This is a genomic window from Agromyces aureus, assembly GCF_001660485.1.
GTDB classification, from domain to species: Bacteria; Actinomycetota; Actinomycetes; order Actinomycetales; family Microbacteriaceae; genus Agromyces; species Agromyces aureus.
This window is the reverse complement of record NZ_CP013979.1, coordinates 2,812,687-2,829,238: the sequence shown is the minus strand read 5'-3', so window position 1 is coordinate 2,829,238 and position 16,552 is coordinate 2,812,687. Positions and strand designations below refer to the sequence as shown.

Genomic DNA, 16,552 nt, shown 5'->3' with positions numbered 1-16,552 from the left:
CGCGGTCGCCTGGCGGTCGGCGTCGGCGGTCGGCCCTAACGTAGACCTATGGCTACGAGCACCAGGTCGAACGGACGTGCCTCCGGCACGCCCGCGCGCGCGGGTTCGAGGTCGACGAGTGCGAAGGCGTCGAGCGCGAAGACCGCGCCGACGAAGAAGCTGCCCGCCACGACCACGCGCGCGACCTCCGCGAAGGGGGCGGCCGCGGCATCCGATCGTCCGAATCTCCTCGTGCGCATGTGGATGGGCCTGGCGCACGTCACGGGCGGCGCCGCGCGCGCGCTCGGCCCCGAGACGCTCAGCAAAGAGGAGCGGCGCGACGGATTGCCGTTCTTCCTCGTGCTGCTCGCCCTGGTCGGCGCGGTCGTCGAGTGGTTCTTCATCAACGAGCCCCTCGCCCAGGCGTTCGACACCTGGACCTTCGGCGGGCTGTTCGGCCGGGTGGCCTTCGCGCTGCCCGTGATCCTGCTCGTGTTCGCCGTGTGGCTGTTCCGGCACCCGAGTTCGGTGCACGACAACACGCGCATCGGCATCGGCCTCGGAATCCTGCTGCTGTCGGTCTCGGCGCTGTGCCATCTCTTCGGCGGGCGCCCGGCGCCCAGCGAGGGCATGCCGGTGCTGGCGCGCGCCGGCGGCATCCTCGGGTGGATGCTGGCCGAGCCGCTCGCCCTGCTCATCACGCAGGTGGGCGCGACGATCGCCGTCATCGTTCTCCTGCTGCTCTCGCTCCTGATCATCACCAAGACCCCGCCGAATCGCATCCCGGCCCGGTTCCGCGAGCTGTACGCCTGGCTGTTCGGCGCCCCCGAGCCCGACGAGGCCGCGGTCGCCGAGCGCGCGAACGCCGAGAAGCCGAAGCGCGGGCGCAAGTCGGTGCCGGTCGAGCTCGACGGGCTCGACTCGCTCGATGCGGCCGATGGCGACGACGCCGACGGCGGCAAGGCCGGCATGCTGCCGTGGTGGCGCCGCAACGAGTCCAACCGCGAGGTCGACCCCGAGTTCGAGGCGCCCGGCGCCGACGGGCTCACGGCGGTGTTCGGCGAGGCGCCGGGAGCCGGTGCGTTCGACTCGCCCATCGACGGCGCGGGCGGCGGAACGGCCTACGGCGCCGAGGTGCTCGACGACCTGCAGCGGGCCGAGTCGGCCCTGCAGCACTTCACGGGCGACGTGCCGCGCGGCGGCACGGCCCTCAAAGACGACGACGCCGGCGCCACCGGCGTGCTCTCGGTGTTCGAGGGCGACGTGCCCGGTGCTGCGGCCGCCGCCGGCGGCTCGGCGGTCTCCGAAGCGGCGCCCGTCGGCACGCCCGACGCCGACGAGCCCGACCGGCCGTACAACCTTCCTGCGGCATCCACGCTCGCGGCCGGGGCACCGGCGAAGTCGCGCTCGGCGGCCAACGACGAAGTGGTCCGGCAGATCACGGGCGTGCTCGACCAGTTCGGCGTCGACGCCAAGGTCACGGGCTTCAGTCGAGGCCCGACGGTCACGCAGTACGAGATCGAACTCGGGCCGGGCGTCAAGGTCGAGCGGGTCATCGCGCTCTCGAAGAACCTCGCCTACGCGGTCGCGTCGAACGAGGTCCGCATCCTCTCGCCGATTCCGGGCAAGAGCGCGATCGGCGTCGAGATCCCGAACGCCGACCGCGAGATCGTCACGCTCGGCGACATCCTGCGCTCGGGCGCCGCGGCGCACGCCAAGCACCCGATGACCATCGGCGTCGGCAAAGACGTCGGCGGCGGCCATGTCGTCGCCAACCTCGCGAAGATGCCCCACCTGCTCGTCGCCGGATCCACCGGCTCGGGCAAGTCGAGCTTCGTGAACTCGATGATCACGTCGCTGCTCATGCGGGCGAAGCCCTCCGACGTGCGCATGGTGCTCATCGACCCCAAGCGCGTGGAGCTCGCACCTTACGCCGGCGTCCCGCACCTGATCACGCCCATCATCACGAACCCCAAGAAGGCCGCAGAGGCGCTGCAGTGGGTCGTCAAAGAGATGGACATGCGCTACGACGACCTCGCGTCGTTCGGGTTCCGCCACATCGACGACTTCAACAAGGCCGTCGTCAACAACGAGATCGTGCTGCCGCCCGGCAGCGAGCGCAAGCTGAAGCCGTACCCGTACCTGCTCGTCGTGGTCGATGAGCTGGCCGACCTCATGATGGTCGCCCCGCGCGACGTCGAGGACTCGATCGTCCGGATCACGCAGCTCGCCCGGGCCTCCGGCATCCACCTCGTGCTCGCCACGCAGCGGCCGTCGGTCGACGTCGTCACGGGCCTCATCAAGGCGAACGTCCCGTCGAGGCTCGCGTTCGCGGTCACGAGCGTCACCGACTCGCGCGTCATCCTCGACCAACCCGGGGCCGACAAGCTCATCGGCCAGGGCGACGGCCTCTTCCTGCCGATGGGCGCGTCGAAGCCGGTGCGCGTGCAGGGTGCGTGGGTCAGTGAGGCCGAGATCGAGAAGGTCGTCACGCACGTGACGCGTCAGGCCCGACCCGACTACCGCCAGGATGTCGCGGCCTCCGTCGAGCGCAAAGAGATCGATGCCGACATCGGCGACGACCTCGAACTGCTGCTCGCCGCGGCCGAACTCGTGGTCTCGACGCAGTTCGGTTCCACGTCGATGCTGCAGCGCAAGCTCCGCGTCGGCTTCGCCAAGGCCGGCCGCCTCATGGACCTCCTGGAGTCGCGCGAGATCGTCGGGCCCTCCGAGGGTTCGAAGGCGCGCGACCTGCTCGTGACCGCCGATCAACTGCCCGGAGTGCTCGCGCGACTGCGCGGCGAGGAGCCGGCCGGCCGTCCTGCGGCGCCTTCGCCCGCTGCTGCACCCGCAGCGGCGGTTCCGACGGGTCCGTCGCCGACCGAGGGGTACGACGCCGACGACCGCTACGACGGCGATCCGGTCGCTCGTGCAACGCAGGGCCTGCCCGAGATCGAGGGCGACTCCGACGAAGACGCCTGGGGACTCACGGGCCGCGACTGACCGACGGTCGCGGGTCAGGCCCGCGATTCTCGAGCCGGGCGAGAGCCCGCCCGCGGCATCCCGCTATCCTTGCCGGTATGACCTCCTCCGCCGGAAGCCCCTCGCGATCGGCGAACTGGAACCTTCCGAACGCCATCACGATCGTGCGCATCCTCCTCGCGCCGATCTTCTTCTGGATGCTCCTCGTCGACGACGGGGCAGACGGTGCCCTCCGCTGGTGGGCGGCGGTCCTGTTCATCGTCGCGATCGCGACCGACGGCATCGACGGCCACATCGCGCGTTCGCGCGGCCTCGTCACCGATCTCGGCAAGATCCTCGACCCGATCGCCGACAAGCTCCTCACGAGCGGTGCCCTCGTCTGCCTCTCGATCCTGGGCGAGCTGCCGTGGTGGGTCACGGCGATCATCGTCGTCCGCGAGGTCGGCATCACGGTGTGGCGGCTCGTCGAGCTCCGACGCGGCAACGTCGTGCCCGCGTCATCCGGCGGCAAGCTGAAGACCGTGGTGCAGGCGGTCGCGATCTCGTTCGCGCTCGTGCCGCTCTGGACGATCTTCGGCGACTGGATCCACTGGGTCAACGTCGTGCTGATGACCGCGGCCGTCGTGCTCACCCTCTGGTCGGGCCTGCTCTACGTGCGCGACGCGATCCGCCTGGCGCGCAGCCAGCGCACCGACGGCCCGGCCGGCACCGGCCGCTGATCGCGACGGGTCGTCGAGGCGCATGGACGAGCGGATGCCGCGGCCTCACGTCGACGCAGCCGCCGAGCTCGTCGCACTCCTCACCGCCAGAGGGCTGAGCATCGCGGTGGCCGAGTCGTTGACCGGCGGCCTCGTCGTGGCCGAGCTCGTGCGCGTGCCCGGTGCATCCGCTGTGGTGCACGGGGGAGTGGTCGCCTATGCGACGCCCGTGAAGCAGTCGGTGCTGGGCGTTCCGGCCGAACTGCTGGCGCGCGAGGGCGCCGTCCATCCGGACGTCGCGGCCGCGATGGCCGAGGGGGTGCGCCGTGTGCTCGCGGTCGACGGAGTACCCGCGGCGGTCGGCGTCTCGACGACCGGTGTCGCCGGTCCCGACCCGCAGGACGGGAAGCGCCCGGGTCTGGTGTTCGTCGCGGTCTCCCTCGGCAACCGCACCGAGGTGCGTGAGCTCGCGCTGCAAGGCGGGCGTGACGAGATCCGTCGCGCGACAGTCGATGCCGCGGTCGCGATGGCCGTCGAGGCCGTGCTCGCGGGCATCGGCGCATCCGATCCGTCGTCCTGAGCGCGTCGGGCGCAGACCCGGCGCGCCGTGCCGGAGATGGTGGCTCCTCGCCGGAATACTCCACATGAAGACCCTGTTACATCCTGCAGGTTCACACGAAAGCCCCAGTGTGCGACGCTAGGTTGGACGAAGTGAGATTCAGGTAGACTGACGCTCCCGTTTCCGACTCCAGCGGAGTCGCAGGCAGATTGAAGGAGGTTCCCGATGGTTCTGGTTCGACAGGAGATCGGCGATGTGTTGAGGGACTTCCGACTGCAGAAGGGCCGCACGCTTCGTCAGGTCGCGTCCAAGGCCAGCGTGGCGCTCGGCTACCTCAGCGAGGTGGAGCGCGGTCAGAAGGAGGCCTCTTCCGAGATCCTCGCCTCGGTCGCCGATGCGCTCGACACGCCCATCTCGGTGATCATGCACGAGGTCGGAGACCGTCTCGCGGTGCTCGAGAGCCTCTCGGTCGTGCCCGACAGCCTTTCCGACGAGCTCGTCGCCGAGTTCGACGCCGGCTTGATGGTTCGCTGATCCACGACACCCCGCGATGATTCCGAACGGCCGGTCAGGAGACCGGCCGTTCGCCCGTTCCACCTCCGTGATGCCCAGGAGAACCGTTGAAGCTGAGTGAGTTCCAGATCGCCGTCGAGCAGGAGTTCGGGGCGGGGTACGGTGCGGTCGTCGTCAACGACCTCGTGCTCGCCGGAGCAGGAGGCCGCACGGCGCGCGAGGCGCTCGCCGCCGGCGTTCAGGCCCGCACGGTGTGGCTCGCGCTCTGCGACGCTGCCGACGTGCCCGAGGAGCGCCGACACGGTGCTGGGCGTTCGGATCCCTCGGCTGCGCGCTGACTCGCTGATCCTCGGCGCGTTCATGCGTCATCTGACGGCCGGTCGCCGAATGCGCGATCCGTCTGGGGAACACGTGTTCGACACGCGGCGCGTCGTTCGAACATCCGTTCGGATCGGACGATAGGCTCCTCCACAGCAGGAGGCACGACGCGGCTCTCCACATCCCGACGGCCCAGCCCCGTGGATGTCGGTGGCCGGCCATACGGTTCAGACGTCGGAACACACCGCAACGCCTTGTCGCAAGACGCCGCGGGTCACGGCCCGCAACGTGGAACGACAGCCTAGAGGCAGCCGCATCAGCTACGAAGGAGCCCACCATGCCATCACCCGCAGACCGCGAGAAGTCGCTCGAAACCGCGCTCGCACAGATCGACCGACAGTTCGGCAAGGGCTCGGTCATGCGCCTCGGCAGTGAAGACCGCGCGCCCGTGGAGGTCATCCCCACCGGTTCGATCGCGCTCGACATCGCGCTCGGCATCGGCGGTCTCCCGCGCGGCCGCATCATCGAGATCTACGGCCCCGAGTCCTCGGGCAAGACCACGCTCACGCTGCACGCGATCGCCAACGCCCAGCGAGCAGGCGGCATCGCGGCGTTCATCGATGCCGAGCACGCGCTCGATCCCGAATACGCGAAGAAGCTCGGTGTCGACATCGATGCCCTGCTCGTGTCGCAGCCCGACACGGGTGAGCAGGCGCTCGAGATCGCCGACATGCTCGTGCGCTCGGGTTCCATCGACCTCGTCGTCATCGACTCGGTTGCGGCGCTCGTTCCTCGCGCAGAGATCGAGGGCGAGATGGGCGACTCCCACGTCGGCCTGCAGGCGCGACTCATGTCGCAGGCGCTCCGAAAGCTCACGGGTGGTCTCAGCCAGACCAACACGACCATGATCTTCATCAACCAGCTGCGTGAGAAGATCGGCGTCTTCTTCGGCAGCCCCGAGACGACCGCGGGCGGCAAGGCCCTGAAGTTCTACGCTTCGGTGCGTCTGGACATCCGCCGCATCGAGACCATGAAGGACGGTACCGAGGCGGTGGGTAACCGCACCCGGGTCAAGGTCGTCAAGAACAAGATGGCGCCGCCCTTCAAGCAGGCGGAGTTCGACATCCTCTATGGCACCGGAATCTCGCGCGAGGGCAGCCTCATCGACTTCGGCGTCGACCAGGGCATCGTCAAGAAGTCCGGTGCCTGGTACACCTACGACGGCGATCAGTTGGGCCAGGGCAAAGAGAACGCCCGGAACTTCCTGTTGTCCAACCCCGACATCGCGGCCGACATCGAGCAGAAGATCCTCGTCAAGCTCGGCGTCGGCAAGGCGGGCGCCGAGGCGGCCGCAGCTGCGCCGAACAATGTCGAATCCATCGCGCCGAAGCAGGCGCGCAAGGGCGCCTGAGTCGCTGTGACGAACGAGACCGGGGAGGGGAAGCGTGATGACTGACGCGTCGGAGCACCTCGCCCCGGTCTCGTATCTTCCTTGGGCGACGCCGGGAGCGTCTGCCGGTGGTGAGGGTTCTCGCCCGTCGCGCGGTCGACGCGCTCCGGTTGACGACGACGAGGACCAGCCGGCCGAGACGGGGCAGCAGCGAGACGATCGCATCGACCGGCTCGTCGTGTCCCGACTGCGGCGCTCGTCGCTCTCGGTGGCCGAGGTGCGCAAAGTGCTCGTCGAGCACGGGCTCGACGAGACCGAGATCGAAGAGTGGATCGAGCGGTACGAGCGGCTCGGGTACCTCGACGACGCCCGGCTCGCCGAACAACTCGTGCACGTGAACTCCGAGCGTCGCGGCAAGGGGAGCGGTGCGATCCTCCAGGAGTTGACCCGGCGGGGCATCGATGCCGACGAGGCTCGCACCGCCATCGCCGACCTCGACCCCGAGACGGAGTTCGACAATGCGCGCACCACGGCCGAGCGGCGGGCGAGGCAGCTGCGCGGACTCGACCGTCAGACCGCGGAACGGCGCCTCTCGGCGTTCCTGCAGCGACGCGGCTACGGCGGCGATGTGGTTCGACAGGTGGTGACCGCGGTTCTTGCAGCCGATGGCTCGTAAACTGGTGCGATCATGAGCACCATTCACGAGGCAATCGTCGGCGATTCCGCCACCACTGAGCAGGTCACCGCCGATCAAGCCACCGCCGAGCACGTCACCGCTGAGCTCATCGCGACTGATCCGGCCAATGCCGAGACGACCGACGCCGCCGTGCCGCGCACCTACGAGGTGCGCACGTTCGGATGCCAGATGAACGTGCACGACTCCGAGCGGCTCTCCGGCTCGCTCGAGGCGGCCGGATACGTGCCAGCCGACGGCGCCGAAGCCGACATCGTGGTCATCAACACGTGCGCCGTGCGCGAGAACGCCGACAACAAGCTCTACGGCAACCTCGGCTACCTCGCCGGCGTCAAGCGCCGCCACGCGGGCATGCAGATCGCCGTCGGCGGCTGTCTCGCCCAGAAGGACAAGAACGTCATCCTCGAGAAGGCCCCGTGGGTCGACGTGGTGTTCGGCACGCACAACATGGGTTCGCTGCCGAGCCTGCTCGAGCGTGCGCGCCACAACGACGAGGCCCAGCTCGAGATCCTCGACGCGCTCGAGGTCTTCCCGTCCACGCTGCCCACCAAGCGCGACTCCACGTACAGCGGCTGGGTCTCGATCTCGGTGGGCTGCAACAACACCTGCACCTTCTGCATCGTGCCCTCGCTCCGCGGCAAGGAGAAGGACCGACGGCCGGGCGAGGTGCTCGCCGAGGTGCAGGCGCTCGTCGACGACGGCGCCATGGAGGTCACCCTGCTCGGCCAGAACGTCAACTCCTACGGGGTCGAGTTCGGCGACCGGCAGGCGTTCGGCAAGCTGCTGCGCGCGGCCGGCGAGATCACCGGCCTCGAGCGCATCCGCTTCACGAGCCCGCACCCGGCGGCGTTCACCGACGACGTGATCGATGCCATGGCCGAGACCCCGGCCGTCATGCCGCAGCTGCACATGCCGCTGCAGTCGGGCTCCGACCGCATTCTGAAGGCCATGCGGCGGTCGTACCGCTCCGAGAAGTTCCTCGGCATTCTCGACCGCGTGCGCGCGAAGATCCCGAACGCGGCCATCTCGACCGACATCATCGTCGGGTTCCCCGGTGAGACCGAAGAGGACTTCCTCGAGACCATGCGCGTCGTGGAGGCGGCCCGCTTCGCCTCGGCGTTCACCTTCCAGTACTCGATCCGCCCTGGCACGCCCGCGGCGACCATGGACGAGCAGGTGCCGAAGGAGGTCGTGCAGGAGCGCTACGAGCGCCTCACGGCGCTGCAGGACCGCATCTCCTGGGAGGAGAACCAGCGGCTCATCGGCCGCCGCGTCGAGGTGCTCGTCTCCACGGGCGAGGGCAAGAAGGACGCCGAGACGCACCGCCTCAGCGGCCGTGCCGAAGACAGCCGGCTCGTGCACTTCGAGGTTCCGGCCGGCAGCGAGCAGCCGCGCCCCGGCGACGTCGTGAGCGTCACGATCACGCAGGCCGCACCGTTCCACCTCATCGCCGACTCGACCGACGATTCGCCGCTCGCGGTCCGTCGCACGCGCTCCGGCGACGCGTGGGACCGCGCGCAGGCCGAGAGCTGCGGCGTGCCCGCGGGTCCGGGCGCCGGCACGTCCAGCGGGGGCGCCGCGCGCGTCTCGCTCGGGTTGCCGTCGGTGCGCGTGCTGCCGGCCACGAGCGAGCCGCTCATCAAGCCGGGCTTCGGCACGTTCCCGATCTACGACGTCGACGACGACCTCCGCTGAGCGCGAAGGAACCGCAGTGACCCTCATCGCGGTCGTCGGCGCGACCGGCACCGGCAAGTCCGACTTCGCGCTCGATCTCGCCGAGGCGTTCGCGCGCGTCGGACGCACGGCAGAGGTCGTCAATGCCGACGCCATGCAGCTGTACCGCGGCATGGACATCGGCACGGCCAAGCTCTCGCTCGACGAGCGTCTCGGTGTGCCGCACCACCTCCTCGACGTGCTCGACGTCACCGACGAGGCATCCGTCGCCGCATATCAGCGTGATGCGCGCGCAAGCATCGACGACATCATCGGGCGCGATCGCGTGGCGCTCCTCGTCGGCGGTTCGGGGCTGTACGTCTCGTCGGTGATCCACGACTTCCGGTTTCCCGGCACCGACGCCGTCGTCCGCGCGCGCCTGGAGGCGGAGCTCGTCGAGCTCGGCGCGGGCCTCCTGCACGCGAGGCTCCGCGAGATCGATCCCGAGACCGCCGCGGGCGTCGACGCCGCGAACGGGCGCCGCATCGTCCGGGCGCTCGAGGTGATCGAGGTCACGGGCGAACCCAAGGCCGCGCGTCTGCCCGACGAGCCCGTCGCGTGGCGCCGGCACCGCATCGTGCACCTGCGTGCCGATCGGGCCCAGCTCGTCGAACGCCTCGACGCGCGGGTCGTGCGCATGTGGCACGACGGCCTCGTCGACGAGGTGCGCGACCTCGTGCCGCTCGGACTCGAGCGGGGCGTCACCGCGCGACGGGCCATCGGCTACGCGCAGGCCCTCGCCGAGCTCCAGGAGCGCACGACGCGCGACGACGCCATCGCCGAGACGCAGCAGCTCACCCGCACGTACGCGCGTCGGCAGGTGGGCTGGTTCCGGCGGTACCGCGATGCGGTCGAACTCGATGCGACCGACACCGTGGTCAAGGGCCGTCAGCTCGCCCTCCTGGCCGCCATAGACTGAGCAGATGTCCTTCGACCTGCGCTTCACCAAGGGCCACGGCACCGGCAACGACTTCGTGCTGTTCGCCGATCCCGACGGCGACACCGTGCTCTCTCCCGCGCAGATCGCGGCCGTCTGCGACCGCCATTTCGGCGTCGGCGGCGACGGCCTGATCCGCGCGGTGCGGTCTGAGAACCTCGGCGACGGGGCATCCGCCCTCGACGAAGACGCAGCGGCCGTCTGGTTCATGGACTATTGGAACGCCGACGGCTCGGTCTCCGAGATGTGCGGCAACGGCGTGCGCGTCTACACGCGTTTTCTCATCGACCAAGGCCTGGTCGACCTCGCCCCGGGCGAGTCGATCGCGATCGGCACCCGCGCCGGCGTGCGACGGGTGAGCCTCTCCGAGCACGGGTTCGAGGTCGACATGGGCGTCTGGCGCCGCGACGGCGGCGAGCCGTTGGTGCGCGCCAAGGGGCTCTCCGTCGCGCGTCCGGGCCTCGGCATCGACGTCGGCAACCCGCACGTGGTCGTGGCCCTCGCCGACGACGACGAGCTCGAGGGCCTCGATCTTGCCTACCTCCCGATCCTCGACCCCGTTCCCGATGCGGGCGCGAACGTCGAGTTCGTCGTTCCGGCCGAGCCCCTCGTCGAGGCGGGCGTCGGCCGCATCCGCATGCGCGTGCACGAACGCGGTTCGGGCGAGACGCTCTCGTGCGGCACTGGAGCCGTCGCCGCCGCGTTGGCCGTGCGGTTCTGGGCAGGGGCCGGAGCGCCCGACGTCTGGCGCGTGCAGGTTCCGGGCGGCGTCGTGGGCGTGCGCATGTTCGAGTCCGCCGACGGCGAGCACGTGGCGCTCTCGGGGCCGGCCGAACTCGTGTTCGACGGGGTGCTCGCGCTGGCCTGATCGAACGTCGGCCCGCGACATCCGTCACCGCATGATGCCGGGCGAGCGGATGCCGCGCGCCGCCGCCCGAAGCCGACGGGCGGGTCGTGCAGGTCAGGCGGCTCGGACTGGTCAGTCGGTCGGGCGGCCCGCCGCGAGCACGCGGAACCCCTTCGTGTTCGCCGCACGCTCGACGTCGAGGCCGAGGTCGTCGGCCAGCCAGCGCTGCAGCGACTCGGCGCCGAGGTGCTTGGCCACGACGAGCCAGGCGGTCGCGTCGTCGGCGAGGCGGGGGAGCCAGTGCTCGAGCATCGCGTGCAGTTCCTGCTTGCCGACCCGGATGGGCGGGTTCGACCAGATCGTGGCGAACACGACGTCGTCGGGAACATCGGAGGGCAGCACCGCGTTGACATTGGTGAGGCCGAGGCGTGCGGCGTTGACGCGCACGAGTTCGAGCGCACGTTCGTTGACGTCGACGGCCCAGACCGTGGCTTCCGGTGCCTGAAGCGCGAGCGACAGGGCGATCGGTCCCCAGCCGGTGCCGAGGTCGAGCAGGTCTCCGGTCGACGGTGGCACGGGAACCGTCTCGAGCAGGCGCGCAGTGCCCTGGTCGAGATGCTCGGGGCTGAAGACGCCGCCGGCGGTCACGAGGTCGACGTCGCGGCCGGCGAGCCGAACGCGGATGGTGCGGGTGCTGGCGTTGCTCCGAGGTGACGCGGAGAAGTAGTGGTCGGAGCCCATGCCAGCACGGTATCGCACCGGGAGGTGCTGGCACGGCACGACGAAGCAGAAGCAGACAGAGCGAAGTAGGGTTGAGAGAATGAACGAAGCCGAGAACCACCCCACCGACGACGCCGTCGAGCGGGTGCTGCGCACCGCGGATTCCGCCGCGAGCGTGGCACGGTTCGGCGCGGGCGAGGCCACGTCGATCATGCGAACGGATGCCGCGGGCGGCTCATCGACCGACGGCGACCAGTTCGAGCGCGAAGACCGCGCGGCCCTGCGCCGCGTGGCCGGACTGTCGACCGAGCTCGAAGACGTCACCGAGGTCGAGTACCGGCAGCTGCGGCTCGAGAACGTCGTGCTCATCGGCGTGTACTCGCAGGGTTCGCAGGCCGACGCCGACAACTCGATGCGCGAGCTCGCGGCCCTCGCCGAGACTGCAGGTGCCCGCGTGCTCGACGGCCTGCTGCAGCGGCGACCGCACCCCGACCCCAGCACGTATCTCGGCAAGGGCAAGGCCGAGGAGCTGCGGCACATCGTCGCGGCCGTCGGAGCCGACACCGTGATCGCCGACACCGAGCTCGCGCCCAGCCAGCGGCGTGCGCTCGAAGACGTCGTCAAGGTCAAGGTGATCGACCGCACGGCGGTGATCCTCGACATCTTCAGCCAGCACGCCAAGAGCCGCGAGGGCAAGGCCCAGGTCGAGCTCGCGCAGCTCGAGTACCTCCTGCCGCGCCTGCGCGGCTGGGGCGAGTCGATGTCCCGGCAGGCCGGTGGCCAAGTCGGCGGCGCCGGCGCGGGCATGGGTTCGCGTGGACCGGGTGAGACGAAGATCGAACTCGACCGCCGGCGCATCCACACCCGCATGGCGAAGCTCCGCAAGCAGATCGTCGGCATGAAGCCCGCGCGTGACGCGAAGCGCGCGAACCGCCGCCGCAACGCGATCCCCTCCGTGGCGATCGCGGGGTACACGAACGCCGGCAAGTCGAGTCTGCTGAACCGCATCACGGGCGCGGGCCTGCTCGTCGAGAACGCGCTGTTCGCGACGCTCGACGCGACCGTTCGCCGCAACACGACGGCCGATGGCCGCATCTACACGATCGCCGACACGGTCGGCTTCGTGCGCAACCTGCCGCACCAGCTCGTCGAGGCGTTCCGCTCGACGCTCGAGGAGGTCGGCGACTCCGACCTCATCGTGCACGTGGTCGATGCGGCGCACCCCGACCCCGCCGGGCAGATCGCGACCGTTCGCGACGTCATCGGCGATGTCGGCGCACGCGACATCCCCGAGCTCATCGTCTTCAACAAGGCCGACCTGGTCGGGCCCGAGGAGCGGCTCGTGCTGCGCGGGCTCGCCCCCGACGCCGTGTTCGCCTCGGCGCGCACCGGTGAGGGCGTCGACGAGGTGCTCGAGGCGATCACGCGCATGCTGCCCGACCCCGCGGTCGAGATCGACCTCCTCGTGCCCTACGACCGCGGCGACATCGTCTCGCTGCTGCACGAGTCGGGCCGGGTCGTCTCGGTCGAGTACGTCGACGCCGGCACGCGCGTGCGGGCGTTCGCCTCGCCCGAGCAGGCTGCGCAGCTCGCGGGGTTCACCGCGGCATCCGCGTCGGTCTGATCGCGACGCTTCACGACCTGGTTCGTCACCCAAGGTCACAGTGCTCGCCGGCGACGGCGAAACCGGCGTATCGTCGCCCCTGATCGAACGTGTCCGGCCCATGCCGAACACCTGGAGCGACAGCCGAGCCCGGCACCCGCCCGCGAGACCACCAGCCGTGACGGCCGGGGTACGCGGCCCGTGTGCCCGTCCCGCCCACGGTTCACGGACCCTGGAGCGCAGCATGGCACCGAACGCGACCGACCCGACGGGGGCCGCGGCCGACCGCACCCCGCTGTCGTTCGAGCTGTTCCCGCCCCGCACGGATGCCGCGGCGATCGCCCTCGGCCGCACGATCGACCGGCTGGCCGACGTCGACCCCGCGTTCATCTCGGTCACCTTCGGCGCGGGCGGCAGCACCCGCGATCGCTCGCTCACGGTGCTGCGGTACATCCTCGAGAACACCGACATCGAGCCGATGGCGCACCTCACCTGCGTCGGCTCGTCGCACGTCGAGGCGAACGAGCTCGTGCGCCGGTTCCTCGACGCCGGCATCCGCAGCTTCCTCGCGCTGCGCGGCGACCCGCCCGTCGGCGCCGACCCCGACGCGCCGCTCGGCGACCTCGCGACCGCGTCCGAGCTCGTGCAGCTCATCCACCGGGTGCAGCAGGAGCGCGAGCCGTTCCAGCAGGTCGCCGTCGCGGGCAACCCGGGTGCGAGTCGCATCCGCGAGCGTTCGCGGACGACGCGGGTCGCGGTCGCGGCGTTCCCGTCGGGACATCCGCGGTCGAAGGACCTCTCGCAGGACGTCGACATCCTGCTCGCGAAGGAGGTCGCCGGGTCGAACCTCGCGATCACGCAGCTCTTCTGGGAGGCCGACGAGTACCTCGGCTTCGTCGAACTCGCCCGCGCCGCCGGTGTCACGATGCCGATCCTGCCGGGCATCATGCCCACCACGACGCCCGCCCGCCTCGCGCGGCTCGCCGAGCTCACGGGCGTGCGGCCGCCCGCCGACTTCGCCCTCGCGCTCGAGCGCGAGTCCGACGCCGCGGCGCAGACCGAGCTCGGCATCGACTTCGTCACCCGGCTCGCCGCCGAGGTGCTCGAGGGCGGCGCTCCCGGCCTGCACCTCTACACCTACAACCGTCACGAAGCCGTGCTCGACGTCGTCGACCGGCTCGGGATCGCCGCACCACGCCAGCTCGCCAACGAGAGGAACTTCTCACGATGACCGCACGACCCTTCCCCACCGGAACGATCCTCGGCTACCCGCGGATCGGGCGCCGCCGCGAACTGAAGCGGGCGGTGGAGTCGTTCTGGGCCGGCCGCATCGACGCCGCGGAGCTCGAGGCCACGGCCGCCGGCCTTCGCTCCGCGACCCGTGAGCGCCTCGCGGAGCTGGGGCTCGGCCGCGCCGACTCGGCGATCCCCGAGTCGTTCTCGTACTACGACCAGGTGCTCGACGCCGCGGTCGCGGTCGGCGCGATCCCCGCCCGGTTCGAGCGCCTGCGCGGCGCCGATGGCGGCGTCGACCTCGCCGGCTACTTCACCATCGCGCGCGGTGAGGGCGACGACGCACCGCTCGAGATGACGAAGTGGTTCGACTCGAACTACCACTACCTCGTGCCCGAGATCTCGCCCACGACGCGCTTCGAGCTCCACGCCGAGCGCATCGTGGCCGAGTTCGTCGAGGCGCGCGACGCCGGCTTCCTCACGCGACCGGTCGTCGTCGGCCCCATCACGTTCCTCCTCCTCGCGAAGGCGGCGGATGACGCGCCGGCCGGGTTCCGCCCCATCGACCGCCTCGACGAGCTCGTGCCCGTCTACGCGCAGCTGCTCGCGGAGCTCGCCGCAGCCGGTGCCGAGTGGGTGCAGCTCGACGAGCCTGCGCTCGTGAGCGAGAGCATCGACGAGCCGCGAGCTCGGGTCATCGCCGCGATCGCCGCCGCCTACGATGTGCTCGGCGCCGCCGACGACCGCCCGGCGATCTTCGTCGCGGCCCCCTACGGTTCGCTCGGCGACGCCCTGCCCGCGCTCGCGGCCGCACCTGTCGAGGCGATCGGCCTCGACCTCGTGCGCGGCTCGCTGCCCGACGCACTCGACGACCTCGACCCCGCGACCGCCGAGTCGCTCGCCGCGAAGACGCTCGTCGCGGGCGTGGTCGACGGCCACAACATCTGGCGAGGCGACCTCGCGGCGGCGTTCGCCCGGGTCGAGGCCGTGCAGTCGCTTTCGGGCTCGGTTGCCGTCTCGACGTCGACCTCGCTGCTGCACGTGCCGCACGACGTCGACGACGAGTCCAAGCTCGACCCGCGACTCGTGAGCTGGCTCGCGTTCGCGGACCAGAAGGTCGCCCAGGTCGCCGCGCTCGCACGCGGGCTCGCCGAAGGACGCGGTGCCATCGCCGAGACGCTCGACGCGGCATCCGTCGCTCTCGCCGACCGTGCGGGAGCACCCGGCGTGCGCGTGCCCTCGGTGCGCGAGCGCCTCGCGGTGCTGCAGCCGACCGACTTCAGCCGTGCCGACTACGACGAGCGCCTGCTCGCGCAGGACTCGCTCGACCTGCCCGAGCTGCCGACGACCACGATCGGCTCGTTCCCGCAGACCGGTGAGATCCGGCGCGCGCGGGCCGGCCTGGTCGGCGGCACCATCACGGCCGACGCGTACGACGGCCTCATGCGCGACGAGATCGAGCGCGTCATCCGCCTCCAGGAGGACCTCGGTCTCGACGTGCTCGTGCACGGCGAGCCCGAGCGCAACGACATGGTGCAGTACTTCGCCGAGCTGCTCGACGGATTCGCCGTCACCGAGCACGGCTGGGTGCAGTCGTACGGCTCGCGCTGCACGCGCCCGTCGATCCTCTGGGGCGACGTCTCACGGCCGGCGCCCATGACCGTCGCCTGGGCGGAGTACGCCCAGTCGCTCACCGGGCAGCATGTGAAGGGCATGCTCACCGGACCGGTCACGATCCTCGCGTGGTCGTTCGTGCGCGACGACCTGCCGCTCGGCGACACCGCGCGCCAGGTCGCGCTCGCGCTGCGCGACGAGATCGCCGACCTCGAGGCCGCCGGCATCCGCATCATCCAGGTCGACGAGCCCGCCCTGCGCGAGCTCCTGCCGCTGAAACTCGCCGACCAGCCCGCCTACCTCGACTGGTCGGTCGGGTCGTTCCGGCTCGCGACGGCGGGCGCGGCATCCGCGACGCAGGTGCACACGCACCTCTGCTACTCGGAGTTCGGCGTGATCATCGACGCGATCAAGAACCTCGACGCCGACGTCACGTCGATCGAGGCCGCGCGAAGCCGCATGGAGGTCGTCGACGACCTCGCGACGAGCGGGTTCGATCACGGCATCGGCCCGGGCGTCTACGACATCCACTCGCCGCGCGTGCCCAGCATCGACGAGGTCACGACCCTGCTCGAACGCGCCGTGCGCGAGATCCCGGCGAACCGGCTCTGGGTCAATCCCGACTGCGGCCTGAAGACGCGCGGGTACGACGAGACCGTGGCCTCGCTCGGGCACATCATCGCGGCGACGAGGGCCGTGCGCGCGTCGCTGAGCGTCGCCGCGGTGTAGCGCAGCCGGCGGGAGCGCAGCCG

General features: G+C 70.7%; 14 protein-coding genes. 13 read left to right on the top strand and 1 reads right to left on the bottom strand.

The window, feature by feature from the left end:
* Positions 1-48: 48 nt before the first annotated feature.
* The 10 genes from ATC03_RS12695 (at position 49) to dapF (ending at position 10,651) form a co-directional block, all read left to right on the top strand.
* Positions 49-2,982, top strand: coding sequence for an FtsK/SpoIIIE family DNA translocase (locus ATC03_RS12695; RefSeq protein WP_067877646.1), 2,934 nt, complete (start codon positions 49-51; stop codon positions 2,980-2,982).
* A 77-nt stretch (positions 2,983-3,059) separates the two neighbouring features.
* A complete protein-coding gene (gene pgsA / locus ATC03_RS12690; RefSeq protein WP_067877642.1) occupies positions 3,060-3,680 on the top strand; it encodes a CDP-diacylglycerol--glycerol-3-phosphate 3-phosphatidyltransferase in 621 nt (206 codons plus the stop codon).
* 34 nt (positions 3,681-3,714) lie between these two features.
* Positions 3,715-4,239 (top strand): CinA family protein, encoded by a 525-nt coding sequence (locus tag ATC03_RS12685; protein WP_067882119.1) that lies wholly within the window; start codon positions 3,715-3,717, stop codon positions 4,237-4,239.
* A gap of 204 nt (positions 4,240-4,443) precedes the next feature.
* On the top strand, positions 4,444-4,752 hold the full coding sequence (locus ATC03_RS12680; protein ID WP_067877639.1) for a helix-turn-helix domain-containing protein: 309 nt from the start codon (positions 4,444-4,446) through the stop codon (positions 4,750-4,752).
* 86 nt (positions 4,753-4,838) lie between these two features.
* On the top strand, positions 4,839-5,069 hold the full coding sequence (locus ATC03_RS12675; protein WP_067877635.1) for a DUF3046 domain-containing protein: 231 nt from the start codon (positions 4,839-4,841) through the stop codon (positions 5,067-5,069).
* Between the two features lie 317 nt (positions 5,070-5,386).
* A complete protein-coding gene (gene recA / locus ATC03_RS12670) occupies positions 5,387-6,460 on the top strand; it encodes a recombinase RecA (RefSeq protein ID WP_067877633.1) in 1,074 nt (357 codons plus the stop codon).
* A gap of 37 nt (positions 6,461-6,497) precedes the next feature.
* Entirely contained in the window at positions 6,498-7,115 is a 618-nt protein-coding gene (locus tag ATC03_RS12665) for a regulatory protein RecX (protein WP_067877630.1), read from the top strand.
* A 189-nt stretch (positions 7,116-7,304) separates the two neighbouring features.
* Positions 7,305-8,828 carry a tRNA (N6-isopentenyl adenosine(37)-C2)-methylthiotransferase MiaB gene (gene miaB, locus ATC03_RS12660; protein ID WP_232338882.1) on the top strand — a complete coding sequence of 508 codons (1,524 nt, stop codon included), beginning with the start codon at positions 7,305-7,307 and terminating at the stop codon, positions 8,826-8,828.
* Between the two features lie 16 nt (positions 8,829-8,844).
* The gene (gene miaA, locus ATC03_RS12655) at positions 8,845-9,765 is read left to right on the top strand and encodes a tRNA (adenosine(37)-N6)-dimethylallyltransferase MiaA (RefSeq protein ID WP_067877626.1); all 921 of its coding nucleotides are present in this window, start codon (positions 8,845-8,847) and stop codon (positions 9,763-9,765) included.
* Positions 9,766-9,769: 4 nt separating this feature from the next.
* Positions 9,770-10,651 (top strand): diaminopimelate epimerase, encoded by an 882-nt coding sequence (gene dapF / locus ATC03_RS12650; RefSeq protein WP_067877623.1) that lies wholly within the window; start codon positions 9,770-9,772, stop codon positions 10,649-10,651.
* A 111-nt stretch (positions 10,652-10,762) separates the two neighbouring features.
* On the opposite strand, the gene ATC03_RS12645 is transcribed toward dapF, so the two are convergent.
* Entirely contained in the window at positions 10,763-11,371 is a 609-nt protein-coding gene (locus ATC03_RS12645) for a class I SAM-dependent methyltransferase (protein ID WP_067877620.1), read from the bottom strand.
* A gap of 79 nt (positions 11,372-11,450) precedes the next feature.
* On the opposite strand from ATC03_RS12645, the gene hflX reads away from it, so the two are divergent.
* The 3 genes from hflX to metE all read left to right on the top strand — a co-directional run bounded on the left by hflX (position 11,451) and on the right by metE (position 16,529).
* On the top strand, positions 11,451-12,974 hold the full coding sequence (gene hflX, locus ATC03_RS12640; RefSeq protein ID WP_067877615.1) for a GTPase HflX: 1,524 nt from the start codon (positions 11,451-11,453) through the stop codon (positions 12,972-12,974).
* A gap of 223 nt (positions 12,975-13,197) precedes the next feature.
* Positions 13,198-14,184, top strand: a complete 987-nt coding sequence (locus ATC03_RS12635; protein ID WP_067877612.1) for a methylenetetrahydrofolate reductase — start codon at positions 13,198-13,200, stop codon at positions 14,182-14,184.
* Positions 14,181-16,529, top strand: a complete 2,349-nt coding sequence (metE, locus tag ATC03_RS12630; protein ID WP_067877609.1) for a 5-methyltetrahydropteroyltriglutamate--homocysteine S-methyltransferase — start codon at positions 14,181-14,183, stop codon at positions 16,527-16,529. The genes ATC03_RS12635 and metE overlap by 4 nt, the downstream gene beginning before the upstream one ends.
* The last annotated feature ends 23 nt before the right edge of the window (positions 16,530-16,552 follow it).

Bases quoted from the DNA above. Each gene is read 5' to 3' on its own strand.
- ATC03_RS12645 (WP_067877620.1), bottom strand. From the start codon at position 11,371: ATGGGCTCCGACCACTACTTCTCCGCGTCACCTCGGAGCAACGCCAGC.
- ATC03_RS12685 (WP_067882119.1), top strand. From the start codon at position 3,715: ATGCCGCGGCCTCACGTCGACGCAGCCGCCGAGCTCGTCGCACTCCTC.
- metE (WP_067877609.1), top strand. From the start codon at position 14,181: ATGACCGCACGACCCTTCCCCACCGGAACGATCCTCGGCTACCCGCGG.
- ATC03_RS12695 (WP_067877646.1), top strand. From the start codon at position 49: ATGGCTACGAGCACCAGGTCGAACGGACGTGCCTCCGGCACGCCCGCG.
- ATC03_RS12635 (WP_067877612.1), top strand. From the start codon at position 13,198: ATGGCACCGAACGCGACCGACCCGACGGGGGCCGCGGCCGACCGCACC.
- pgsA (WP_067877642.1), top strand. From the start codon at position 3,060: ATGACCTCCTCCGCCGGAAGCCCCTCGCGATCGGCGAACTGGAACCTT.
- ATC03_RS12680 (WP_067877639.1), top strand. From the start codon at position 4,444: ATGGTTCTGGTTCGACAGGAGATCGGCGATGTGTTGAGGGACTTCCGA.
- dapF (WP_067877623.1), top strand. From the start codon at position 9,770: ATGTCCTTCGACCTGCGCTTCACCAAGGGCCACGGCACCGGCAACGAC.
- hflX (WP_067877615.1), top strand. From the start codon at position 11,451: ATGAACGAAGCCGAGAACCACCCCACCGACGACGCCGTCGAGCGGGTG.
- miaB (WP_232338882.1), top strand. From the start codon at position 7,305: ATGAACGTGCACGACTCCGAGCGGCTCTCCGGCTCGCTCGAGGCGGCC.
- ATC03_RS12665 (WP_067877630.1), top strand. From the start codon at position 6,498: ATGACTGACGCGTCGGAGCACCTCGCCCCGGTCTCGTATCTTCCTTGG.
- recA (WP_067877633.1), top strand. From the start codon at position 5,387: ATGCCATCACCCGCAGACCGCGAGAAGTCGCTCGAAACCGCGCTCGCA.